This window comes from Paenibacillus sp. BK033 (assembly GCF_004345425.1).
Taxonomy (GTDB): domain Bacteria; phylum Bacillota; class Bacilli; order Paenibacillales; family Paenibacillaceae; genus Pristimantibacillus.
On the sequence record NZ_SLVP01000007.1, the window covers coordinates 206,342 to 230,962 of the forward strand.

General features: G+C 45.9%; 24 protein-coding genes and 1 pseudogene. 5 read left to right on the forward strand and 20 right to left on the reverse strand.

The genetic code is table 11. The features are described from left to right. Window positions 1-121: 121 nt before the first annotated feature. The 3 genes from EV294_RS21915 to EV294_RS21925 all read right to left on the reverse strand — a co-directional run bounded on the left by EV294_RS21915 (window position 122) and on the right by EV294_RS21925 (window position 3,260). Window positions 122-952: a carbohydrate ABC transporter permease gene (locus EV294_RS21915; protein ID WP_132310702.1), complete on the reverse strand. Its 831-nt coding sequence runs from the start codon at window positions 950-952 to the stop codon at window positions 122-124. Between the two features lie 19 nt (window positions 953-971). After that, complete coding sequence (locus EV294_RS21920; RefSeq protein WP_132310704.1) at window positions 972-1,841, reverse strand: carbohydrate ABC transporter permease; 870 nt, start codon at window positions 1,839-1,841, stop codon at window positions 972-974. 84 nt (window positions 1,842-1,925) lie between these two features. Beyond that, window positions 1,926-3,260 carry an ABC transporter substrate-binding protein gene (locus EV294_RS21925; RefSeq protein ID WP_132310706.1) on the reverse strand — a complete coding sequence of 445 codons (1,335 nt, stop codon included), beginning with the start codon at window positions 3,258-3,260 and terminating at the stop codon, window positions 1,926-1,928. A gap of 242 nt (window positions 3,261-3,502) precedes the next feature. Here EV294_RS21925 and EV294_RS21930 point away from each other — a divergent pair, with 242 nt between their 5' ends. Both EV294_RS21930 and EV294_RS21935 read left to right on the forward strand, forming a co-directional pair. Further along, window positions 3,503-5,038 (forward strand): glycoside hydrolase family 31 protein, encoded by a 1,536-nt coding sequence (locus tag EV294_RS21930; protein ID WP_132310708.1) that lies wholly within the window; start codon window positions 3,503-3,505, stop codon window positions 5,036-5,038. A 29-nt stretch (window positions 5,039-5,067) separates the two neighbouring features. Beyond that, the gene (locus tag EV294_RS21935; protein ID WP_132310710.1) at window positions 5,068-6,363 is read left to right on the forward strand and encodes a Gfo/Idh/MocA family protein; all 1,296 of its coding nucleotides are present in this window, start codon (window positions 5,068-5,070) and stop codon (window positions 6,361-6,363) included. A gap of 45 nt (window positions 6,364-6,408) precedes the next feature. On the opposite strand, the gene EV294_RS30750 is transcribed toward EV294_RS21935, so the two are convergent. The 4 genes from EV294_RS30750 to EV294_RS21960 all read right to left on the reverse strand — a co-directional run bounded on the left by EV294_RS30750 (window position 6,409) and on the right by EV294_RS21960 (window position 11,722). After that, complete coding sequence (locus tag EV294_RS30750) at window positions 6,409-9,111, reverse strand: DUF4832 domain-containing protein (RefSeq protein WP_243711750.1); 2,703 nt, start codon at window positions 9,109-9,111, stop codon at window positions 6,409-6,411. A gap of 393 nt (window positions 9,112-9,504) precedes the next feature. Then, window positions 9,505-10,533 (reverse strand): LacI family DNA-binding transcriptional regulator, encoded by a 1,029-nt coding sequence (locus EV294_RS21950; protein WP_132310712.1) that lies wholly within the window; start codon window positions 10,531-10,533, stop codon window positions 9,505-9,507. A 109-nt stretch (window positions 10,534-10,642) separates the two neighbouring features. Beyond that, window positions 10,643-11,134, reverse strand: coding sequence for a hypothetical protein (locus EV294_RS21955; protein ID WP_132310714.1), 492 nt, complete (start codon window positions 11,132-11,134; stop codon window positions 10,643-10,645). A gap of 42 nt (window positions 11,135-11,176) precedes the next feature. Continuing rightward, a complete protein-coding gene (locus EV294_RS21960; protein ID WP_132310716.1) occupies window positions 11,177-11,722 on the reverse strand; it encodes a TetR/AcrR family transcriptional regulator in 546 nt (181 codons plus the stop codon). A gap of 180 nt (window positions 11,723-11,902) precedes the next feature. On the opposite strand from EV294_RS21960, the gene EV294_RS21965 reads away from it, so the two are divergent. Beyond that, window positions 11,903-12,844, forward strand: coding sequence for an alpha/beta hydrolase (locus EV294_RS21965; protein WP_207918174.1), 942 nt, complete (start codon window positions 11,903-11,905; stop codon window positions 12,842-12,844). 376 nt (window positions 12,845-13,220) lie between these two features. Here EV294_RS21965 and EV294_RS21970 read toward each other — a convergent pair whose 3' ends face one another. The 8 genes from EV294_RS21970 to EV294_RS22005 form a co-directional block, all read right to left on the reverse strand. Continuing rightward, on the reverse strand, window positions 13,221-14,615 hold the full coding sequence (locus EV294_RS21970; protein ID WP_132310718.1) for a hypothetical protein: 1,395 nt from the start codon (window positions 14,613-14,615) through the stop codon (window positions 13,221-13,223). Between the two features lie 82 nt (window positions 14,616-14,697). Continuing rightward, entirely contained in the window at window positions 14,698-15,933 is a 1,236-nt protein-coding gene (locus EV294_RS21975; protein WP_165930773.1) for a sensor histidine kinase, read from the reverse strand. A 94-nt stretch (window positions 15,934-16,027) separates the two neighbouring features. Then, a complete protein-coding gene (locus EV294_RS21980) occupies window positions 16,028-16,717 on the reverse strand; it encodes a response regulator transcription factor (RefSeq protein ID WP_132310722.1) in 690 nt (229 codons plus the stop codon). 584 nt (window positions 16,718-17,301) lie between these two features. Next, window positions 17,302-17,679: a hypothetical protein gene (locus EV294_RS21985; RefSeq protein WP_132310723.1), complete on the reverse strand. Its 378-nt coding sequence runs from the start codon at window positions 17,677-17,679 to the stop codon at window positions 17,302-17,304. 111 nt (window positions 17,680-17,790) lie between these two features. Further along, entirely contained in the window at window positions 17,791-18,210 is a 420-nt protein-coding gene (locus EV294_RS21990; RefSeq protein ID WP_132310724.1) for a DUF2809 domain-containing protein, read from the reverse strand. A gap of 24 nt (window positions 18,211-18,234) precedes the next feature. After that, window positions 18,235-18,630 (reverse strand): hypothetical protein, encoded by a 396-nt coding sequence (locus EV294_RS21995; RefSeq protein WP_132310726.1) that lies wholly within the window; start codon window positions 18,628-18,630, stop codon window positions 18,235-18,237. A gap of 46 nt (window positions 18,631-18,676) precedes the next feature. Beyond that, entirely contained in the window at window positions 18,677-19,489 is an 813-nt protein-coding gene (locus EV294_RS22000; protein ID WP_132310728.1) for a hypothetical protein, read from the reverse strand. Continuing rightward, on the reverse strand, window positions 19,486-19,959 hold the full coding sequence (locus EV294_RS22005) for an RNA polymerase sigma factor (protein ID WP_132310953.1): 474 nt from the start codon (window positions 19,957-19,959) through the stop codon (window positions 19,486-19,488). The genes EV294_RS22000 and EV294_RS22005 overlap by 4 nt, the downstream gene beginning before the upstream one ends. Window positions 19,960-20,174: 215 nt before the next feature. Between EV294_RS22005 and EV294_RS22010 the strand changes: the two are divergent. After that, window positions 20,175-21,218, forward strand: a pseudogene (locus EV294_RS22010) (IS1595 family transposase); the annotation flags it as partial. Between the two features lie 83 nt (window positions 21,219-21,301). Further along, on the forward strand, window positions 21,302-21,709 hold the full coding sequence (locus tag EV294_RS22015; RefSeq protein ID WP_243711751.1) for a hypothetical protein: 408 nt from the start codon (window positions 21,302-21,304) through the stop codon (window positions 21,707-21,709). A gap of 195 nt (window positions 21,710-21,904) precedes the next feature. On the opposite strand, the gene EV294_RS22020 is transcribed toward EV294_RS22015, so the two are convergent. The 5 genes from EV294_RS22020 to EV294_RS22040 all read right to left on the reverse strand — a co-directional run bounded on the left by EV294_RS22020 (window position 21,905) and on the right by EV294_RS22040 (window position 24,568). Beyond that, entirely contained in the window at window positions 21,905-22,246 is a 342-nt protein-coding gene (locus tag EV294_RS22020; protein WP_132310730.1) for a hypothetical protein, read from the reverse strand. A 64-nt stretch (window positions 22,247-22,310) separates the two neighbouring features. Then, a complete protein-coding gene (locus EV294_RS22025) occupies window positions 22,311-22,814 on the reverse strand; it encodes a hypothetical protein (protein WP_132310732.1) in 504 nt (167 codons plus the stop codon). Window positions 22,815-22,845: 31 nt separating this feature from the next. After that, window positions 22,846-23,451, reverse strand: coding sequence for a hypothetical protein (locus tag EV294_RS22030; protein WP_132310734.1), 606 nt, complete (start codon window positions 23,449-23,451; stop codon window positions 22,846-22,848). Window positions 23,452-23,546: 95 nt separating this feature from the next. Next, on the reverse strand, window positions 23,547-23,933 hold the full coding sequence (locus tag EV294_RS22035; protein WP_132310736.1) for a hypothetical protein: 387 nt from the start codon (window positions 23,931-23,933) through the stop codon (window positions 23,547-23,549). A 194-nt stretch (window positions 23,934-24,127) separates the two neighbouring features. Beyond that, window positions 24,128-24,568: a cell wall hydrolase gene (locus EV294_RS22040; RefSeq protein ID WP_132310738.1), complete on the reverse strand. Its 441-nt coding sequence runs from the start codon at window positions 24,566-24,568 to the stop codon at window positions 24,128-24,130. Window positions 24,569-24,621 lie beyond the last annotated feature (53 nt).

A 24,621-nucleotide genomic window follows, 5' to 3' on the forward strand; every position in this document is an offset into this window, starting at 1 on the left:
CGAAATCCTCCTCTATCTTATTTGAAAGCGCTGTCAATAATGAGCTTTAAAATCCTTCCTACTATGTCCATCACCAGGCTGAAACAGGTTATATCCGGACTCCTGGAAGTCCGGATATCCCTTATCCTTTTGTGGCACTGAAGGCGATCCCTTCAATAAACTGTTTCTGGAAGATAAAGAAGAGGATAATCATGGGAACAACCGCCATAAAGGCGCCTGCCATTAACACCGGGTAATCCGTCCCGAACATGGACACTAACGTCGCTATGCCCGAAGATAGGGTCATCTTCTCAGGAGAGCTGTTGATAATAAGCGGCCACTGCAGTTCATTCCAAGCCCACTGCAGTTGAATAATAACGATGGCTACCAAAGCCGACCTGACTAAAGGAAGCATGATATGCCAATAAATTTGGAACGGATTGCAGCCATCCAGAACGGATGCCTCCTCCAGTTCCTTGGATATGCTCATGAAAAATTGCCTGAGAAGAAAAGTAGCAAACGGACTGATCAAGGATGCAATCCATAGAGCGGTAACGGTGTTGACGAGCCCGAGTTCGCTCATCATCATATACTGCGGCGTATAGAACACCGGATTCGGCACCATCATGACCGAGAGAATCAAGATAAACAGAATCGAGCTTCCCGGGAACCGGATCCGGGCAAAGGCATAAGCCGCCATCGAGCTGAAGATAACGGGAAACACGGTTTTCATTACGGCCGATATAACCGTGTTCAGATAATAATGCGGAAACTCCGACTGCTTGATTGCCTCGATATATCCTCTTAAGCTGGGGGCATCCGGAAAATACCGGATCGGAATCTGCGTGGCTTCCGTCGTTGTCTTCAGCGAAGTGAGCACCATCCATACAAACGGAACAAGCATAGCGATGGCGCTGATAATAAGAATGATGTGAACAACGAGGTGAGCTTTCCTCGCCGATGAGCTGATCATAGTTGCGTCTCCCCCTTTCTCAGTCGTAGACGACCCATTTTTTCTGGAATGCGAATTGAATGCCTGTCAGCGCAAGGTTAATCACCAGCAAGATATTGATAATTGCGGCGCCGTAATTGCGGTCATTATAAATGAAGCTGTTCTGGTAATAGGCATACACAAGAGAACGAACCGACGGAAGCGCGACATTCGTTTTTCCGATAATCAGATAGATCGAGTCGAAGATCTGCGTAGCTCCAATGAGTAGAATGATACTGGTGAAAAATAAAGTTGGCGTCAGCATCGGGATGGTAATATACCGAAATTTGTTGAATCGCTTGGCGCCGTCAATATCCGCCGCTTCGTACAACGATTTCGGTATCCCCTGCAAACCTGCGAGAACAAGCAGCATGTTCATGCCGATTGCCCCCCATACGCCTACGATAACCAGCACCAGCATGGCATAATGGCCATTGGACAGCCATGCGATACGCGTCCCCAATAAATGGTTGATGAGGCCGAAGTCTTTAGCGAACAGGACGACCCACACCATCGCTGCCGCGGCAGGCATGGTCACTTGAGGCAAGAAAAAGATGACGCGATAAAGGGAGACCCCTTTGATCTTCGTATTCAGCAGTACGGCAAACAAGGTTGAGAGCACAAGCGTAAGGGGTACAAACATAGCTACGTAAACTAAGGTGTTGCGCAGATTTTGCCAAAACTCTTTATCACGGAATAACTTCGCATAGTTATCGAATCCCACCCAATGATTAACGGTCCCGAAATTTTCCGAATGCTGGAAGCCTAACAGGATTGATTGGATAACCGGCCAACCCCAGAAAACCAATGTGCCTATGAGAGTCGGCGCGATCATGAAATAAGCCCACACATACCTGCTTCTGGAATTCAATTTCACCACTCCCTATTCATCGGAGACGTTCCTGCCAGCAGGAACGTCCCCCGAATTCCGTTCAATTTGCCGATAGTTCCTTCATTACTTCGTGTCCGCGATTGCTTGATTCATCATCTCCGCAACCTTCTTGGCGCCTTCTTCCACGGAGATGGCTCCGCCCCATGCCTGCGACATAATCTCAGGCTCTTTCGCGAACCATACCGGATACGACATCGAACCGCTTGGATACGGAGTTGCATCGGCTACTTGCTCCGTGAATACTTTCAGATTCAGATACGGCCTTGAAGTCAGCCATGCATCCTGCGTGCCGTTGTACGCCGGAATAGCCGCGCCCATCTCCGCCGTAATTTCCGCTGCTTTTTGCGATCCCAGGAACTTGAGGAACAGCCAAGCCTCTTCTTTATTTTTGCCGCTTGCGGACATCACGTTGCCGAGGCCGTTAATGATGTTCGCTCTTTTCGCCTTGCCCATAGGCAATTTCGCCCAATCCCATTTCCCTTTAATAATGTCGCTGCTGTCAATATCGCTGATTCGCCAGGATCCGTCGAAGATCATCGCTAATTTGCCGGATTTGAACATCTCGGTTGCTTCCATATCCGTCATTTGCTGATGCGTTGGAGAAGCGCCGTCAACCGTCATTTGATAGCGGGCTTGCAAGGCTTCGATGGAAGCCGGATCATCGTACCCCGATTTGCTCATATCATCGGAAATGATTTTGCCGCCGTTAGCCAGCATATCGTTCCAATAGCCGGTTTGCGTATCCATTTTAGCTCCGAATCCATAAATGCCCTTGTCAGGCTGACTTAGCTGCTTGGCAACCTCGGCAAGCTTGGCGTAAGTCCAAGTATCGTCCGGATAAGGGATGCCCGCTTGGTCGAACAGCTCTTTGTTGTAAGCCAGGCCGATCGTATCGAAATCTTTAGGAATGCCATAGTTCTCGCCGTTCAGCGTATAAATAGAAGCAAGATTAGCCGCGTAGTTATTGAGATCGATCTCTCCGGCTTCTACTTTGCTGGTGATTGGCTCGAGGAATTTACCGGATGCGTAAGTTGCGAATTGACCGCCGTGCATCCAGAACACGTCCGGCAATGTTCCGGCAGGAGCGGCAGCGGACATTTTTGTCCAATAATCGCCCCATGGAATAACTTCTACCTTAACCTTGATGTTTGGGTTTTGCGCCGTAAACTCTTTCGCAATCGCTTCCATTGCCGGCTGCTGAATTTTATCCCAGATGGCATAGGTAAGCGTTACGTTCTTTTTAGGAGCGTCTGTTTCTTCTCCGGCATTGCCATTCTTGCTGTCGTCCGGCTTGTTAGCTGGCGCGTTGTTCGAGCTGTTGCTGCATGCAGCGGTAATTAAGGAAAGAACCATCAAGACTAGCACCAACATGAATGAAAATTTGTTTCTTTTCACCATTTGATATCCCCCTAATGAATGATTTAGGCAAAAATTTTGCTTAAACTTTTATCAATTGCATCACTCTTGCCTCTTACACGTTTAGTTTAAACGATCTCTATAAACGCTTTAAATGCCTCATTTTTAAGATTACATGCCTTATTGTTAAGATGAAAAAAGGTTTGCATTCATATATAGATTCCTCCATAATATCAGTAAATAATTGCGCAAATTATTTCATCAACAGATTAGGAGTGTCTACTATGACAATCACCGCATTGCAACGAGAGCCCGGCGAATTCTGGTGGGGAGGCGTTATCAATGAAGGTCATCTTATGCCATTTGGCGAGCGGCCGCATTCGCGCGACTTGCGATTGACCGACGATAATCAAGCCTCCCCCTTATTGCTGTCTAATCACGGCAGATACATTTGGTGCGAGGAGCCGTTTGCCTTCTCCTTTAATGAGAGTACCGTGACGATCGATCACCGGCAGAAGATCACGGTTGAAGAAGGTCACCTCAACCTTCAAGGCGCTTACCGGCATGCCTGCGTTAACCATTTCCCGCCTTCCGGCGTTACGCCGGACGAAATCGCCTTTACGGCGCCGCAATACTGCACTTGGGTGGAGATGTTCTATGAGCCGACGCAAGAGAAGCTTATTCATTACGCGAAATCCATTATTGAGAACGGCTTTCCTCCAGGCGTACTGATCATCGACGATAATTGGATGCAGGATTACGGGACCTGGGATTTCGATAAGCATCGTTTCCCCGATCCCGCCAGAATGATCCAGGCTCTTCATGAATTAGGGTTTAAAGTCATGCTGTGGGTATGCCCGTATGTGAGCCCTGACAGCATCACCTTCCGGCAATTACGAGGTCAGGATCTCCTGATGAAGCATGCCGACGGGACGCCTGTTTTAAGAAGATGGTGGAATGGGTACAGCGGGGTTGTTGATTATACCCGCGCGGAAGGCTCAGCATGGTTCAAGCGGCAGCTGGACAGGCTGATCGAGGATTACGGGGTTGACGGCTTCAAGCTTGACGCCGGAGAACCAATTCTGCCCGGCCTGCTGAATGACGTTTCCCGGGACGTCGAATGGTCGCGCCCTATTCTCCCCATGGAAGATTGCGAAGCTTACGCGCGCCTGGGGATCGGATACGGGCTTAGCGAATTGCGGATGTGTTGGAAGCTTGGAGGCCAAGCGCTTATTCAGAGGCAGCGCGACAAGACGCATACGTGGGATGCGACGGGTCTTGGAGGGCTCATCCCCAATGCCATCGCTCAAGGCCTCATGGGCTATGCCTATAATTGTCCCGATATGATAGGCGGAGGAATGGATGGCGACATCAACTCCCCTGATTTCCGATTCGATTCCGAGCTGTTTATCCGTTTTGTGCAATGCTCGGCTCTATTCCCCGCCATGCAGTTCTCCATGGCTCCTTGGCGGGTTCTCAGCGGCGAGGAATTATCCTGGTGCATGGATGCGGTACGGCTCCGGACAAAGCTGGGTCCCCTGCTCTTCGAGCTTGCGAAACAGGCTGCCGCGGATGGACTGCCTATTCTGCGAAGCTTGGAATTTGTTTTTCCTAATCAAGGTTATCATTCAATCCAGGATCAATTCATGGTTGGCGACTCCATTCTGGCAGCACCGGTCTTAGTGAAGGGACAACGAAACCGCATCATCCAATTTCCGGAAGGCCGATGGCTCGGCGATGACGAAAGTATTGTAGAAGGCCCTATCCAGTTAGAGGTTCATGCGCCGCTATCCCGGCTGCCATGGTATCGAAAAATTTAAATCGTTGCTTCGAGGAGGGTGATCTTTAGATGAAAAAAATCAAACTAGCCGTTATAGGAGCAGGAGCACGCGGTTTCCGGTCCTATATGCCCTATGTTCAAAAATTTCCGAGCGAGGTTGAGGTCGTCGCGGTTGCGGAACCGAACCAAGAGAGGAGAACGAGATTTGCTGAAGCGTTAAACTTAACCTCGGACCAGCTCTATTCCACTTGGGAAGAGCTGCTGGGCCAGCCCAAGCTTTGCGATGCCCTTCTTATCTGCACGCAGGACCAGATGCATTACGAGCCTACGGTTGCCGCTCTTCGCAAGGGGTATCACGTGCTTCTGGAGAAGCCGATGTCGAACAGTCCCAGCGAGTGCGTAGCCATGGAAGCCGTCGCCCGCGAAGAGGGACGCCTGCTCTCTATCTGCCATGTTTCGAGATACACCCCTTTCTGGCAAAAGATGAAGCAGCTTATTCAAGACGGATTTATTGGGAACGTCATGTCCATTCAGCATAACGAAAACGTCGGTTACCTCCATTACGCTCATAGCTTTGTGCGGGGCAACTGGCGCAACGATACGCTATCAAGTCCGATGATCTTGGCCAAATCCTGCCACGACATGGATCTGATCCGTTGGCTTGTGGATGCGGATTGCGAGCGGATCAGCTCGTTTGGCTCGTTAGGCCACTTCCGGATCGAGAATGCGCCCGAAGGGTCGACCGACCGCTGCACGGATGGCTGCGCAGTAGAATCGACCTGCCCTTATTCCGCACTGCGATTCTACATGCAGGATACGAAATCGAATCATTTTGCGGCGCTTATCGCGGATCCTCCTACGGAAACGAATCGAATGAAGGCGATCTTGGAAGGCCCTTACGGCAAATGCGTTTACAGAACGGATAACAACGTAGTGGATCATCAGACGGTAAACATGGAGTTCGAGAACGGCGTTACCGTAATGTTCAGCATGAGCGGGTTTACGCGGGATATTAACCGCATCGTCCAAATTATGGGGACCAAAGGGGAAATTCGCGGCGATCTATTAAACGGCCGTATCGAGCTGTTCGATTTCTCTACCGGCACGTTGTCGGTCATTCAGATCCCCGTCAGCGACAGCGGCCATCAAGGAGGCGACGACGGAATCATGCGGCAATTCGTGTCCGATCTCCGGCATGAAAGATACATCGATACCTTGACCTCCGCGCAAGCCTCTCTGGAGAGTCACCTGATGGCCTTTGCTGCCGAGAATTCAAGGCTGAATGGCGGCGCCCTTGTCGACATGAAGCTCTTCCGTCAATCTTTTGCATCAACCGCGACAACGCCACGCGATACAGCGGTATAAAAAAACGAAAAGGCTGGCCCGCGCAACCGCGGGCCAGCCTTATTTTTATTCGAAACGAATCTCGTCTATCCAGACGGTACTATTGCCTCCATGCCAAAAGGTCATCACCAGCTGTCCGGGGCTGCTGCGGTCTACTCCGTTCGACGCCAAATTAATAGCGAGGTCCTTATAGCTTGTTGTAACGGTGTCACCGCTGAAATCCGCAAGCGACTTCGTCACTCCGCCAATCGTGAGCTGCATATGGTTTTGTTCGCCGCCGCTTGCGCCTTTGATGCGAATGACAAGCTTGGTGTAGCCTCCCACGTCTTGGTTAATATCCGTGCCTAACCACCCGTTGTTGTTATACTCCAGCTTCAAAGCCCCCGAATCAATAACACCCGCATTGTTGGCGAAGCTGTTTGCGCCTGCCCACTTGCCCAGATCATTGCTTCCCGGCCAGCTTGGCGAGTTGTCGAAGTTATCGATCAGCAAGGCCGTTGTTCCGCCGCTTGCGGCATTGGTCGTTGCATTAACCGCCGCGCTGGCTGCCGAAAGATTGCCCGCCGCGTCCTTCGCTTTCACCGTATACGCGTATGCCGTGCCGGCATTTAAACCGCTGTCCGTAAAGCTTGCCGCGGTTGACGTTCCTGTCTGAGTCCCGTTTCTGTAGATGACATACTGCGACACGCCGACATTGTCCGTCGAAGCGTTCCAGGTTAAGCTGACGCTGCTTGCGGTTTTGCCCGAGACGCTCACATTGGTTGGCGCCGTTGGTGCCTGCGTATCTCCGCTGCCGCTGCCGCCGCTAATCTGAATTCGGTCAAGGTCTGGCGCCCAGCCCGTCGGGTTGGAGAATAGAATCGTATTGCTGCCTGCATTGAGCTGTACTTGCGTCTGAACGGCGCCAACGGTCGTCCAGCTTCCCGTGCTAGGCATGTTAAGCGTAACAGGCGATCCGCCGTTCACGCGAATCTGAGCCGAACGTGCCTCCCCGCTGAGGTAGGAAACGGTCATGGTGTACGTTCCCGCCGCTGACGCGCTTACTCCGTTAAATTGCAGCGTACCGTCATTATTGCCGACATATCCTACTTTCGAGCCTCCCGAACAGGTGCTGCACGAGGAAATAACGGCCGCTCCGGTCCTTGTATTAGGCGCAGCCTCTGCTTCATAAGCCGTTGATGTTCCGCCTCCGCCTGAAGCGCTGGTGGTCGCGGTTACGGAGCTGCTTGAACCGGATACGTTCCCCGCTCCATCCTTGGCCTTGACGGTGTAGACGTAATTCGTGCTTGCACTTAATCCGGTATCGGTAAAGGTTGTGCCTGCCGCGGAGCCTGCCAATACCCCTCCGCGATAAACGTCATAGCCGATTACGCCGACATTGTCGGTTGAAGCCGACCACGACAAGCTGACGCTGCTCGAGGTCGTACCGCTTACCGTCACATTCCCCGGAACGCTTGGCGCCTGAGTATCCGTGCTTCCGCCTCCGCTGTAGCCGCCATCGTAAGGGATTTGGGTCAGGCTGTACGAGAGCGTGTTATCCGGCTTCAGCTGATCGAAGGGCCCGATGTTCTGATCGGCGGGATCCATGCCGATTCCCACTTTGCCAAGCGGCGTTCTGCCGCCCGTATAATAGTTCGAATTCGCGAATCTGGCGCTAGGCTTATAACCGGCAGGATCCAGAATCGACAGCGCCAAGGTGTAAGTTCCAGCCGGCATATTGGACGGAATGGTAAAGGCACCGGAAACCTGCTGCACGGCTGGCGCTTGATTGTATTGACGCGTGGCGGCGTTCCAATCGTCGCCCGGCATCCAATTCCGTATGTCAGTGCCATTGAAAATCCCCTTCCACGCAACCGTACGGTCGCTTCTCAGCAAGCTTGCTTCCACCGGCCAGTTATAATAGAACGGCGCCGATCCTTTGTTCACGACCGAGAAGGACACGTTCATGGACCCGCCGGGCTGCACGCTGCCTGAGTATGTAGCCTGGTTAATGACGAATCGATAGCCGAATTCCTTCTGCATTAGCGCAGCCCCTTGCGAGACGGCGGAATTGTTCGCATCGTACAGATCAATCCAGCCTAGACTGGTTGTATGCGTTTTTTTGATCCAATCGATTACGTAGTTCCGATGGTTCGGATCGCTTAACGTATCATTCGGGGAATCTCCCGGCTGAATATTTTTTTGCCCCCAATCGTAAGCAACCTCCCCGCCGTTAACCTGCGTTCTCCAGACATTTCTCGCAACAATGCCTTCGCCTCCCGACAGGTCATCGATTAAGGCAAAGGAGTCCCACAGGAATCCGAAGTTAAAATTCTGAAAGGTATCGGGATACCGCACCTGCACTTTCTTGTTCTGAAAAGCCTGCGCAGCCGCGTTTCCTAACGCCGTCTGGAAGGCGAGCGGAATCCGGTCGGTCCCGTCCGCCAGCTTATCCGGGTAAATATGATGCTCTCCCCAATTTCCCCATAGTCCCAGCTCGATGTAGGCCACTCTCGGATCGTTATCCCAAGCTTGGCCAAGCTTCTGGACGAAGGCGGTTAGACGGTTTTTCAAGGTATCCGTCGTCCATTGCGTAGCCACGTCTCCATGAGGAACGCCTTCCGGCCAATACTCTCCGGAGTTCGGGTAAACGATGATTACGCGGGGAATCACCTTTTTGTTCTGGCTTTCGATGCCGGCCCAGGCCGTATTGCTCCAATCCTTAATCTTCTGAACGGAATCGGACGCCGCGTTCTCCAAATCGGTGTATTTGATGTAGTGCTTAAACACAGTGCCGTACTCATGATTCGAAAAACTTGCGTCATTCAAAAAGCGGGTCGGCCGAAATCCCATTAAAGGGTTTTTGAAAGCCTCTTGCGTTTCCATCAAATTTACCGTGATCGCGCCAACGGCCGCTGACGCCTTTTCCGGAAAGGGCCATGCAAACGAACCTCCTGTCAATAACACAAACGACAACAAAATGGTAAACGCTTTCAAAACTGACCTTGAACTACCGCCATTCATCAATCATCCCTCCCATAGTGATAAAATTTTACGCAAATTAGTTGCGCAACTATTTGCGCTCTTAGTATATTCTACCTGTGTTTACTTCGTCAATCCAAAAACAAAAATAGCCGTCCTCAGATATGGTTTATCTGAAGAAGGCTATTCCTGTTCCGTTTGTTAAGCCTTGCTTACCGCTTTGGAGCAGGATTCCCGCTCGATGATCTCGGTCTTAAGACTAATGTACACTTCGGAAATATTCTTGTTCGTTATTAATTCGGTCAGTACTTTAACGATGATGGAGCTGATGTCATACCTGAACCTTCTTACGGTCGTTAATGGCGGAACCATAAACTCCGACAGCTTCAGGTCATCAAACCCAACCAAGGAAACATCCTTGGGAATACGAAGGTTCATTTCCGCCAAAGCCTTCATGGCCCCGTAAGCAATAATGTCGTTAAACGCGAAAATCGCCGTGATGGCCGGCCGTTCCGACAGCAATTGCTTGACGGCTTCATAGCCGTGCGCGGGATCAAACGCGCCCATTGCTACATTGGCATCGGTCCATCGCAGCTCCAAATCGCGAAACGCGTCCTTGCAGCCGTCCAGCCGGTTCAAATTGACAAGATGATTTTGAGGCCCCGCGATCATCCCGATATGCCGATGGCCTAATCCGTGCAGATAACGGATTACTTCATAGGCGCCTTTTCGGTTATCGTAGTCGATATAGTTCTGACCGGTCCGGTAGGTTCTCCCGTTCGTAAACACATACGGGATGCCGAGTCTATCCAATTCCTCAAACATCTTATCGCCGACAAACGGGTCAAACAGGATGGCAGCGTCGATTTTTTCCTCGCCCAGAAGCTTATAAGCCGGAGACGACAACAAATCGGTGTAATGCTTCGCGATATGAACCTGATGACCGTATGCTTCAAACTCATCCTTTAAGTGATTCAAGTCGGCGGAGGTAGACGGATCATTATCGAAAAAGTCGCTATTGCCCGGTATGATAACAACGATCGTGTAGGATATTCCAACCTGGTTGGAGGGAGCGATCCCCGGTTTTAAATGCTCGTTCGCGATATCCAATACTTTTTTGCGAGTCTCCTCGCTGAAATTGCCTTGGTTGTTTATGATTCTGGATACTGTGCTAATCGAGACGTTTGCTTTTTTTGCAATCTCTTTTAGTTTGATGCGAGCTCCCTCCATTTCCTAAGAAACTTTTTTGCATAACAAGAAAATTATAGCGTTTGTTGTTGCATCCAGTCAATCAACGGGACCCATCCATTTCTCGTTTCGCAGAATACTCGGGTACCGCTTATTTATCGAATATCGTTTTAATTTGCATAAGGTTCTCGGTTATCGCTCTAGCCTCTTCCGCAGTTGTAGCAGGCGAGCTGATCACAAGCTTGGATTTACCATCATAACTTTTTGACGTAAGCAGCTTATATAAACCAGGATCAGTGATTTCAATAGAAATTCTAACCTGTTCATGATCGAAAAATACTGGACCTACGGATGTCCGTTCGCTGCCTTCATATGATATCAATAAGGCACCGTGCAATAGGATAACATGATCCAGCCTGATATTATCCCCAATTGTTAACGAACCTTGAAAGTTATGATCGTCCCGGTTATAGTTCCCCTCTAGAGTAAGCCTGGTTGTTTGATTAAAGTGATCACCGTATAAATAGGCAGGACTGTCCAGCTTGATCTCCTCATAAGGATCCTTCCACCAAAATGTAAAGTATACTATGAAAAATAAAATGATTAATAGGGCAAGAACAAGCACGTTTCTTCGTTTTTTCATAAGTGAGTACCCCTTATTAATTTAGCAACTTCGTATGCTCCTTTACAAATTCCTCTCAAACAATAATCCGAGTTGTTCAGCCAAGACATGATGAGGAATCGGCTTGTCATTGATAAACCACCACTCCACTACCCCTACGTATGCGGATGCTACAAACCTTATTATGACCTCCTCATTTAATCCCTGGTTCTTCCCCTCGGTGACGTCTACTTCTTGCTTAAATTGTTCGATAAGGAAATCAAGGAACCGTGTGCGAAAATAAGGGGCTCCTTTACTCGCCAGCATTAACGAAAAGAAAGTATAATTTTGTTCGAAATATTCGGTCCATAGCGGTGAGCCGCTTACATAGTCTAGATCTGCTCCTGTTATGCAAATTTCCCGGAGCTCATTGATATGCGACTCAACAAGCTTATCGAGTAAATCATATTTATCTAAGTAATGGAGGTAAATGGTCCCTCTGCTCACATTAGCCCTGTCGGATATGTCTCGAATCGTAATGTCGTCGAAATTCTTCTCAGACATCAATTCTATAACCGCGTCCTTGATTGCCTCTTGCGTTTTGCCTATTCTTCGATCCGTTTTAGACAATGGGATTCACCAGCCTTCAAGAAATAATGAACAATATCGTAACCTGTGTTCACTAATTAACAAATTACGCTAATCTAACAATTGCGGGTCTTCTGCACCTGAATATAATTATATACATGTTCACAAATGAATCAATGTCTATTAATGAACTTATGTTAAGTTGAATTGGAGGAGTTACACATGCTAAATTATATGAAAATGAACGTTAACTTCGAGAGTGCGGGAGTAAAGATCGCCGGCCATCTATACCTACCAAAAGGAGAGGTTGACGGTCCGCGCCCTGCAATAGTAATCGGACACCCCGGCGCCGCTGTAAAGGAGCAGAGCGCTGGACTCTATGCGAAACGCCTTGCCGAGCAAGGTTTTATCACACTTACCTTTGATGCGGCCTATCAGGGAGAAAGTGAAGGTGAGCCAAGGGGGCTCGAAGACCCCTACCATCGAGTAGAGGACTTTAAAGCCGCTGTCTCGTTCCTCAGCATACGCAACGAAGTCGACTCGGAGCGCATTGGTGCTCTTGGCATCTGCGCCTCCGGAGGTTACGTTATTCCGGCCACGGTAACCGACCATCGTATTAAGGCGGTTGCTACTGTCAGCGCGGCCGACATCCATCTTCAATTCCGTAAAGGAAGCGACGGCAAGCAGGACCCTGCCATCTTCAAGAGCATGCTTGATGCTGCGGCGCAGGCTCGAACTTCGGAAGCCCGCGGAGAAGGAATCGGCGTGTTTCCGATCTTTCCTGAAACCGAAGATCAAGCCCGCGCAATTGGTGATCTGCATGCCTTCGAGGGATGGGAATACTATTGCACTGACCGCGCACAGCATCAACGTTCGGCTAAGCTCTTTACATGGAACAGTATAGACCGAATCGCCTATTTTGAGGCGTTCCGGTTCATTGAGCAGATTTCTCCTCGTCCGCTCCTGATGATCGCAGGAACCCAAGCGGTCACGTCGTGGATGACGACCGAAGCCTTTGCGAAAGCAAATGAGCCAAAGGAACTGTACTGGTTAGATGGCGCCACCCATGTCGATACTTACGACAAAGACGAGTACGTAACGCCTGCGGTTTCGAAGCTCTCTGCGTTTTTCCGTGGAAACTTGTCCCAGTCCGGCTTGATTTAAGAATTCACCCGACGGTTGCCCTCTGTCAATTCAACAATTCGATAACCAACAAAAGCAAGGACAATAAAAAGGCAGTTGATCTTTCCGATCAACTGCCTTAACTACTTTTTTAAACCTTTTATTATCCGAACTATCCCCCATACAAGGAACGTTAAAAAAGTGCCTACTACTAAAACTTGTAGTGCATAGTAAATTGCCTCCGTTTGATCACCTACCGCACTATCGTTCTTTCGTTAGCGTAATGCGGTAATTTATTCTAGAACAATTTTGACGGAGAAAACCAATTTAATGTTGCCACTTAGAATCAACATGAAAGCTACCCGGATGCACATACTCGTTAAAAAGGCCGCCATCATCGGCAGCCTTTATTCCTATCTTATTTCTTCTCTTCTATATCAAACTTTGTCTGTGTATGATCAACAAAATCCTCAACCTCTTTCAGCACAGCTTGCTTTTTCTGATTTGCTTGATCTTGTGTAATATCGCCATTTGCTTGTATAGCAGCAATTTTGGCAGCAAAGTCGGACATTAATGTATCAATGAGCTTCTGTCGGGATACGCCATGGTCCTTAGCGATATCCGCAAATGATTTACCTGCTTGAACTTGTTCGGCGAAGGTTTCTTTTTCAATGCCTAACAGCTCGAAAGCCGCTTGCATATTATATTGACCAATTCCTTGCTCCTTCACTTCTTGCTCCTTGTTTAGAGGAGTCTTGAATATCCGCTCAGCTTCTAATGCTGCTTTTTTATGCACGTTCTCCTTCTCTTCATCCGTAAGACTCTTAGTGCTCTTAACCTGAATCTCATCACTGATTTCCCCTGCCAGCTCATCAATCAGCGGCTGAACCTCTTTACCTTGTTCTTGCGCAATATCAGCTAAAGACTTATCAGCCTCAAGTGCTTTCTGGAAAGCTTCTTTATCTAAACCAAGTTTGGATGCAGCGATTTGTTGAAAATCAATTCTAATCCCTTCAGCTCGAGTCTGCTTATCCTCATTCCCCTGTGCAGCTGCAGAACTCTCCTTCTTAGCGAACAGCACCTGTGTATGGTCGACGAAATCTTCTACTTCTTTAAGCATTGCTTGCTTCTTCTTATCTGCCTGCTCCTGTGTAAGATCTCCATTCGCCTTAAGATCATCCACTTTAGCGATCGCATCAGACACTAGAGCATCAATCAGCTGCTGGCGGGATATATTGTGGGCTTTGGCAATATCAACGAATGATTGGCCTGAATGAACCTGCTCGGCAAAAGCAGCTTTGTCGATTCCGATTAATTCAAGCGCCGCCGCCAGATTCCAATCATTACCCTCTTGTTTAACATTTTCTTTATTAAGCGGTTCAGTGAAGATCCGTTCTGCCTCCATGGATGCCTTCTTCTGTACGTTCTCCTTCTCCTGATCAGTGAGTTTTGCTGCATCAAGATTGGCCAGAATCGCAGCACTGATTTCCTTAGTCAGTTCATCAATCAGCGGTTGAAGCGCTTTGCCTTTTTCTTTTGCGATGTCTGCCAGTGACTTACCGGCTTTCTGAGCTTGCTCGAATGCTGCTTGATCCAGACCAAGCTTGGATTTAGCGATTTCCAGCACATCCAGGTTCAACTTATTGCCTTTGACTGTATCTCCTTGCTTTCCAGCCGGCTTGGTTTGAGCATCTGCATAGCTTGCTTTCTCTTGTGATTTACTGTTCAGGCTGTTGTCTGCTGCATAAGCGGATACCGGTACTGCAACCGCGACCAATAGCGCTGCGCCTGCGAGCTTCCAATTTCTCTTCATTGATTTATCCCTACCTTCTTTATAATTGCCTTCCTTCCTCGGAAGGCTACGTGATATAAGATAAGAAAACAATCTGAAAAGATTATGAAATATTCGGAAGGGTTACCCGAAATGTTGTTCCTGTCTGCGGCTGAGTCCACACTTCAATCTTTGCGTGATGAGCATCCACAATTTGTTTAGCAATCGCAAGTCCAAGTCCCGTTCCTTCGGAACGGCGCGTGCGGGCTTTATCCATGCGGTAAAACCGTTCAAATATATGTGGCAAGTGCTCATTCTCAATTCCGATCCCCGTATCCCTTACCGTGAAGGACGTCTTCTGTGCGCTCACATTCATTGCAACCATTACCCTGCCGCCTTCACGATTGTACTGTATCGCATTTTCAACGAGGATGAGGATTAGTTGCCTTATTCTCACTTCATCCGCCTGAATCATTACATTATCCTCTGCAGCTCTTCCTTGGCTGGCATCCCATCCCAGAGATACATTCTTCGACGATGCAATTGGCTGAAGCTGCTCAATGACTTGGTTAATGGTATACCATAAAGAGAAACGTGAGACCGCTAGCTCAATCCGGCCACTGTCGCTGCGTGCAAGTACAAGCAGATTTTCAACAAGCCGGCTCATATGATGGATTTCACGCCCCGACTTCATAAGTACATGACGATGAAACTCCGGAAGCTTATCCCTTTGCTCATCAAGCACTTCATAGGCGGATCTCAATATACTTAGCGGCGTTCGGAGCTCATGAGACGCGTCACTGGTGAATTGCTCCTGCCTTTGGAAAGCATTCGCGATCGGTTTCATGGCCCGGCCAGCCAACAAATAACCTGCGATTCCGCCAGCTAACAGTAGAGCAAGAGCAAGCCCCGCGAACGCCCATCTTAATTGCGTAATCAGTGCAGTGTCATTCGTTATTTCCTGCGCGACGATAATCCTATATTCATTGAGCTTCCCGCTTGATATGACCAACCCTCCCATTCGGAAGGTCCGACCATTCGCTCGGACATTATGATAGTCATGAGCAGGTTTTTCGAGAACACTTGGCAATAGCGCGTTCATGGGAAAAACCTCTTCTGCCGCTTCATCATTCAAACCCAGTTTATTTGCCGACGGGGATTCAAAAATGATTTGCCCATTCGGATCAACTAACCATGCCATTTGATCCAATTGCAAGCCTGAGGGAGCATATCCCTTCTCTGAATTCTCATAAGAATCGAACAAGACATCACCCTTTGGTGAGTCCAACAGCTTTTGCAATTCTGATTTGTACTGACCGCTTAACGTCGTAAGCTGATTATCCTCTGTCGTCGTCATCATATTCTGTACCATCCATAGCGAAAAAACCGCAGTTATCATCAAGATAATACCTACGGTTAGCGAGAATTCACGCGTTAGACGTGTTCTTGTTTGTTTAAACATGTGCGCCCCCGTCCACTGTCAGCCGATAGCCAGCACCATATACACTTTGAATGCTTTTCGACTCAAAGGGCCCATCCAATTTCTTCCGAAGCAGTTTGATGGTGGCATCAACGACGTTTAGGGTAACATCCGAGCCGATCCCCCATACATGATCAAGCAGTTGCTCGCGTGACAAGACTTGTCCGGCATGACGCATCAAACAGACAAGCAATTGAAACTCGCGCCTCGTAAGTGAAATTGCCATACCTCCACGGTTTACTTCCAATCTGTTCAAATGTGCCGTTATGTCCCCAAGGGATATTATATCCGATTGATAACCACGTTCCTGACGACGGAATAAAGCGATAAGCCGTGCCTCCAGTTCTTCAAATGCAAAAGGCTTTATCATGTAGTCATCTGCACCGGCATGCAGTCCTTCCACCCTGTCTTGTACAGCATCTCTTGCTGTCAAAAGCAGAATTGGAGTGTGATCATCCTTACTTCGAATCTCCCTGACCAGTTCTAATCCAGTCATCTCGGGAAGCATCCAATCCAGCACATAGACATCATAATGACCTTTTGTAATAACTTCTTTAGCTTGAGAGCCATCCTTTACCCAATCTACAACATGGTATCTTCGCTTCAATTGATGCTCAGTTAACTCACCAAGCGTTTCATCGTCCTCCGCAAGCAAGACGCGCATTTTATCTTACCTCCTGCAACTTCATAGATCTTAAATATATCAATAAACTATGAAATTAGTATGAAATGAGAAGCTGCCTTGCTGCCGCTTTATTCATGAAACTATCGTTTCCTCGTTATCATATTATATTCTGAAGGGCTTGCAAGACAGCAGTAGCTCCAAAAAAGAATCCAATAATTAAAAACCCTGCAGGCTTTATTTTGTTCACAATTCGTACCGACATCATGATAATGCTTTTCTACAAATTTACCATGAATGTAGTGCCACCCCAATACAATAATTTGTTCCAGTAAATTGTCCATTAACATAACAAAGCTGCCGATCATTGGCCGGCAGCTTTGTCACGTTTTACTATTCAACTATCGTTCTTTCGCGATAGCCCTAAAACTGAAATTATAATAAATACCAATCCTATAAATAAAAACAATCCCCATGATTCGTAAGCCATCATTCGAATAAGTTCCCAACTGTTCGAAGGGCCGGAGTTCGGTCCTCTACTATATGGATAAGCATAGAAAAGCGGAATAGAAGCAATATATAGTACTAGTGCTCCAATCAGTAGTAAGATTACACACGTAATATTTCTACTCAATGGAATCACCTCTTTTTTCCATTTTACCAAAACCATTCATTCGTTTACTTTTACCAACAACCGTTTTTTGGTCTAAAGCAATAAAGACTATAAGGTTTCCCGAAGAATTAGTCTCAGTGTGATTAAATGTAACGGAGTAAACTTCTTTTTTATTATAGTTAGTAGCAATTACAGATTTTATTTCGTCATCCACGGATACTTTCTTTACAATAGAATCTTTAGGGCTTACTGGTATTAATTTCGACTCTTCGTCAGAGAGGGCAGCGAATGCTACCATCTCAATAGGAGTTTCGCGTTGAGATTCATATGAGCCACAGCCTGCCATCGCCATTGTTAATATTAAGAGAAGTAGTAATGTAATATTTCTCAATCTATCCCTCCCGTCAATTTCTATTTTAATTTTTGACGCAATAGCCGCAGAAAAGTTACAATGCAATATTGAAGGAATCGATTGAGCGGTAGAAAGTTTATTGTTATAAACTCAAAATCTTTTGGCACTAACTGCAACCGGGATTAAGATAAGACGATCCAACCCATAAGCGCTTAGGGCTCCAACGCTATACCGGACCAAATCCGCGTAGAGGAATCCTCTCCCCAGAATTAGCCCGCCAAGCAGCGTGTTCCGGATACCGTTTATCCAGGTTGCCTGATACAACTGACTGCACTCGATCACAACACAGATTCCAAGGCTAATTAGGATGGTTTGCAGAGAAGACATCCTAACTAGCAGAACACGCAAGCCGAAATAGATCATGGCCGCCCATAAGGCATCGCCGAAATGCTTCGCTATAAAATGGGGAAGTACAGAGGCATATTCTCTCGACCCGATCCCTAGCAAGATGGCGACCAAGACCGCCAGGACGTATAACCCTCTAGATTTCATTAAATCCCCTTCTCTCATGCACCAATAAATGACTTCATTGTATCAGTCAGGAAACGTAATTTCTAATGTTTTATCTTCTTGCTCTTCTCCTTTTAGAGTAATTGAAACTTTATCTTCTGTTACCCAATTAAAATCAAAATTTTCTGCATGAAGATTCTTTCCGTCGTTGATAATTCTCTCCTCGATATAAGGGCGAATATGTCCAACTTTTCCATAGTGAATTCGTATCGGAGCATTCGAAAAAAACGCGTTCTGACCTCGAACTCTAATTTCAATTTGATTTATTTTGTTAGGGGAGTTTTGAGTTAGTATTATTTTTTCCGCATAAAAAACTTGATAATATCCATAGCACAAAATAGCAATCAATATGGTTAAAATACAAAGAACAATAATCAAAGCACGATAGGGTTTCTTTTGACCTTCTAATCTGTCTGCCATTTAATACACCATCCTACGCTGATAAAGTACCCGCAGAAACTCTTACCTAAGGCGACTGTATTTTCCCAGCCAATGTTATTAAATATTCCAGATCCAGTGTACCTGGAGAGCCAATGGTGTAGAAATGAGCAGCTGTAATTAAATGCACTTGTTTTCGGCTAGGCGAATCTTCGATTACGGCCGTGCATCCGTTGATCTCCATGACTTTGACATCCTCCGATTTATACCAAGATTTTGTATCCTCAACTGCCGCTTGTACATCCTCAAACTTGTTACGAGATTGTGTAAATATAACTTCATGCTTATCATCGTTAAGCTGATAGATAACCAATATGGTTTCCCCATTAAGAGAAATTTGCCCATGCGCATCCACCAATTTAGTAATTTGGAGGGCAGACGAAGAAGTATGGGTATGGTGCAGAGATGGATCTGCTAAATTCAAAGGGAGATGAATCGTATCCTTTACCATCGTTAGGTCTATTCGACCAGGAGTAGTTGAAACTTCCGATAGATCAACTGCACCAGGCAATTGTTCGCCATCCGTATCCGTTAGTTCTGACCGTTTTTCTATTTCCTCAGAAGTTGCTTGTCCGCCTGAGTGTTCATCTTCTGTTATATTCGTATTCTGCTGAGAAATTGAAGAATGCATTGCCGTTTCACTTACTGTAAACAAAATCGCCACAACTACGATTAATGATGCCAGACTTGCGAAAGTCGCCTGACGCAACCTATTCTTCGCGGGAACGACTCCCAATTGAGTTGTGCGCAGCCTGATTTTTTGAATGAGTTCATTATCAAATTTTTGTTCCTTGAGAATATCCCCTTGTAAAGACTTATACCAATCAGGATCTGATTTCATAAGTAATCCTCCCCCAATTGCACATTCATTTTCTTGCGGGCTTCGAACAATCGCGATCTTACCGTTCCTTGCGGAATGCCTAATACTTGAGCAATTTCCAGAATGGATAGTTGATATTTAGCGTGCAAAATAAGTATTTCTCTCGATTTTACAGGCAGCTTAAAGACATACCTCCAAATATCATTTGTCGCTTCCTTATCGAAATAAGATTGCTCTGCTGAGACACTGTATTCGGTCCTATCTATTCTCTCAACTAGAAACACCTTACGAAAGAAGGCTGCCTTTCGATAGTTATAGCTGATGTTGCGTGTAATTTTGAGCAGCCACGTCTTGATTGAAGATTCATTGCGGAATGATGTGACATGCCTGAACACCTGCAGAAAAACATCCTGCGTAATATCATCGGCCATGCTCTGATTCTTGACGATTGAATAAGCAAAGTTCCAAACCTCTTGCCCATAATCTCTCATCAGTATATCGAAGGATACTTCATCCAAATTGACCAAATGCCTTAGGGACACTTCCAACAATTCTCATCACCTCAATATATAGACAATCCATATCTTTAATTTGTTCGATTTTCTTTTTACGAAAGGCTATGTTAAACCTTAATGTTGATATTTGATTATTGCGAACAAGTGTTCTATAATAAAGGTAATATCACTTGTTCGGAGATGATTTATCTATGGATTTAAAGGAACTGAAGAAGCTTGCTGCAACATTGGACGATAGCGGCAAACGCGAGCTTATCTACTTCTTGCAGTCCCGAACCAAAGGCTTTTCGAATCCTGTTAGAGCAATTGATGAAATCCAAGAGCAGAAGCACAAAGATGGTTTTGTTTGTCCGCATTGCACAGCCCACGATGTCGTGCGGTTTGGGGAATATACTGTGCAAACGCGTGCTGGTGTGGTCAAACGGCAGCGTTACCGTTGTAAATCCTGTTTACAGACGTTTAACGACTTAACAAATACGCCTCTTCAGCGTACGCGTAGACCTCATCTTTGGGTTCGTTTCATTGAATTCATGATTGAGGGTTATTCGCTGCGGAAATGTGCCGATGAGTTGCTTGGCGAAGTTACGCATGTTACCTTGTTCTATTGGCGGCATAAGATTCTCGCCGCTCTGAAACAGATTCCAACCGAAGCATTCCAAGGTATCGTGGAAATGGACGAAACCTATTTCCTGTTCTCTGAAAAAGGCAAGCGTAGCATCGCCGAACGCAAGCCGAGAAAACGCGGCGGAAAATCCAAATATCGAGGTATAAGCAACGACCAGGTTTGCGTCCTCGTAGCCCGTGACCGTCAGAAGATGACCTACTCTGGCGTTCTTGGACGTGGGCGTATTAAGACAACCAAGTTGGATGAAGCGATTGGCGGACATCTATCCGACTCAAACGTGCTTTGCACGGATTCGTGGAGGGCATTCTGCTCTTATGCGAATTCAAAAGGTTTGGCTCATTACCGATTCAAATCCGATGGAAAACAGCGCGTCAAGGGCGTTTATCATATCCAAAACGTGAACAGCTATCATAGCCGCTTAAAGAAATGGATGGACCGCTTCAATGGTGTTGCAACCAAATATTTGCAACATTATTTGGCTTGGTTCCGTTATATAGACAGCAAGGAATATGAGAATACGGCACCGAATAAAAAACATATGTTGGTGAAATCGTGTCTATTTACTGTGAATGATACGAATAAAAAGCTTAGACTGTCTGCTTATTCTTTATTGATATCGGACAGTATAGTACAACATTTGATGGTATTCCGCACCATAATTTATAGGGAATTAACGAAAGGTGGGATATATGCTTGCGGATAATAATGGTTGTTGTTTTGCTAATGTGCTTCATTACGACAGGATGCAAAAAAGATGAATTAATAATTACGTCAGAGCAAATAAAAACTTCATTCGAGTCGAAAGATATTCAGTTATTTGAACCACAAGAGTTAAGTCCAGAAAATGTATTTATTAAGACTTTGAATAATGTCAGACCTGAATTTTACGCAATAAATGAAAATCAGTTAATTAGCTTTTATATCTATTCCTCCCACCAAGAAGCTGAAAAAGGACTAAAAGATTTCGAAGAGAGTACAGCAGCAACTGATTTGGTAAAGCATAGCGAATACCAAATAGCAAATGTACTATTATTTTATCAATACGCTACGAAGGATGAACGGGTCGAAGAAATAATGAAGAGATTAGAGGTTAAGAAGTAACCAAATGACACTCCCATGTCCTTAATAAACCGCCTTATTCACTAAGGCGGTTTTCTTATGCTTATAAATCAACAATAGAGTTTAACATAGCCTTACGAAAAAAAAGTGAAGTAAGCTGCCCGCTCTTCAACAAAAACAGCAACCGATTAGATGCCGGTTGCTGTCATGAAGTTTTTAAACTGTAGTCGTCCGAATTCAATTCAGAGGTCCCAGTTTTGAAGCTTTAAAATATTTTCCATTTACTTTTATTGCCATTTCTTGATTGTGATCCTTTCCACTTATTTCAAACAACTGACTTCCCGTTGGTAGACGTCGGTCATTTGAATCCCCATTTTTTTTCGGCATAGGAGTTACTTGTCTTTTAATTTCTCCAATCTGCTTGCCGATTTCTTCTACGGAAACTTCTTCTATCGAATATCCATACAGGATATTATTCCAAGCAACGGCGCTTGGATAACTATCCGATGAGTTCGATCCATTATTACTACAGCCTGCCGCCAAGAAAGACACCAACAAAACTAAGAATATCATCCTCACCGGTTCCACTCCTTTACCAAACTAATGAAACTATATCCTATATATAGACAAAAATTTGTCCTCTTTAGCTTAATGGATGTTTCTTGAACCTCCCTTTCATTTTCCAAACCATTATTAAGATCACTACTACGAAAACAAAAGCGAATATCAGTAAGTACTTATATTTCCATTCAGGTTCAGATAATCGGTCTAGGGTTTGAATCTCTTTGCTTGCCTCGGTTATCAATTTATTTCCGCTACAAAGACTGGTTGTTTCTTTTCCTTTAGAATTGAATGTGTAAATTAAATACTTGTTTCCTACTTCAAATTCAGTTCCACACATACCATTGAAACCACTATATACGTAACCATCTGTAAGCGTACCTTTCCAAACCTTATCCGCACTAAAAATGTTTCCGCCTTCAGTATCTTTACTAACCAATGTACCTGTGAATATGACGCTAGCTTCTTCGTATTTTTGTTCAATACTTGGAGAACTGCAACTACATGCAAACACCCTATTAGGGCGTATTACATTTAAGCTGATAACAATACAAATCAATGTAAGAACAGATAAGATTTTTTTCATTCAAACGATCACCCCATCCCCGTTTGTGTAGTCAATAGCTCGACCATCCTCCATTGAACATGGTTCGGCTAAGTAGAATTTCAAATAAGTCTCCGTTTTCTGCTTCAAAGTGATTTTGAATCGGCGGGCCCGTTTCCCACTCAAGGATACGTATATTATACTTCTCTGACCATTCACCAGATGTGAACAAACTTGTGCTGTTCATCCGGCCTTCTTTTTTTGAAATTAGGGGACTGCTTGGATAATTCTGTTTGTAATTGCGATCCTTGTCGGGATCTCCCATCAGATATTCGGCGTGGCCTAGGCTAAAAAAGATCTCGATTTCCACGTCTCCTTCTTTCGTTTTGACAAGGGTCAATCGATCTGCTCCGCTGCTTTTAAGCGTTAGCTTCCACTTGCGGAATTTTCCGTTCCCTTCGTTCCAACCTGTCCCGTCATACTCACCAATTATTGTGTCCCTCAATTCGTGGCGCTGGCCGTTCATTATGTATACCGCATGCAGGGGAAACTCAGCATACTTTACAGCCGGTTTTGGCGGTTCCGGATAAACTGAATTTACAAAACGAGAGAATAGAACGATCAGCAGGGCGGGTACAGCAAGAATCAGGAGGGGAATTAGCCAATATCGCTTTTTCATTTAAAGCCTCCAAAAGTTGTAGTTAGTATCTGATTGACTGAAATTATATATATTGAGACGTTTCACGATAGTCAAATTCGTTTATTTATTTTGCCTTACCTTAATACGTCCTCTGCCCTTACCTCTTGTTGCCTATAGTAAAGGTAAAGTGGTCTGTTGTACTTCATTGCATTTATCTCGATATGTATATCTCGCTTGCCAATAATACCGCCGTATATTTTTAATATTGCGTAGTTTGAATTACCTGCATTTACGTATTTAATTGAGTAGCTTTTATAACGTGTCCATTTATCCTTAAAAGTGCCATCAATAATCAATCGGTCTCCTGAGTGTTTTACTTCTTTAAGCTTTATATCGGTAGAAGTAATAGGTCCCCGATAAAACCACAAAAAAAATAGGAGAACTAAAATTACTCCAAGACCTAAAAAAACTTTTGCTTTTTTAGTCTTTATTTCTATGGTCATGGTTAGTTCCTTTTTCAAATATTTTCTCTCCTCGATAACCAGAGTATTTAAGTCCTTAGCCCAACATAATATTACCACATATTGTAACCACTCTCCCCTCTAACCGCCAGTTAAAAGGAATGGCCAATCTACTTATGTTACATCCGTAAACAAAAAAAAGCCGCGATTTACGCGGCCGCTAATGAGATATTCAAGAGCTCTTAATAAGCTCCTTACGTATTATATATATTTTCGCATTCCTTCACGGTAGGTTGATAGAAGCAGTGCTTCTTCCAGCGTCCTACAAGCGGCTGATCATACCACGTTGGCGGGCATGGGCCTGGATTTTCGAACGATCCCGGACGGAAATACCATAGAGAAAATTCGCCTGGCCAATTCCGCTCCCCATTGACAGACCGTTGGGCCAGACGGCGTTCCCTGTCTCTTGCGCCTTGATAGTACAAACTATGCTGCAACGCTTCGAATGCATGAGGCTGCTCAATCATTTGGGGAATTGTCCGGATATTCTTAAAATCGGAGCAATTTCCTCTTATTCGGTTAATGCCAACATTTCCAACAAGCAACATGCCCATTTCGCCTTCGGTCTCAGCTTCAGCACGGAGCAACCTTGCCAACATATCGATATCCCGACTCCTGGCTTTTACAACTGCCATTGACTCACCTCTTTAGCTTTCTAGACACATCATATTATAGGCAAAGCGGAAGT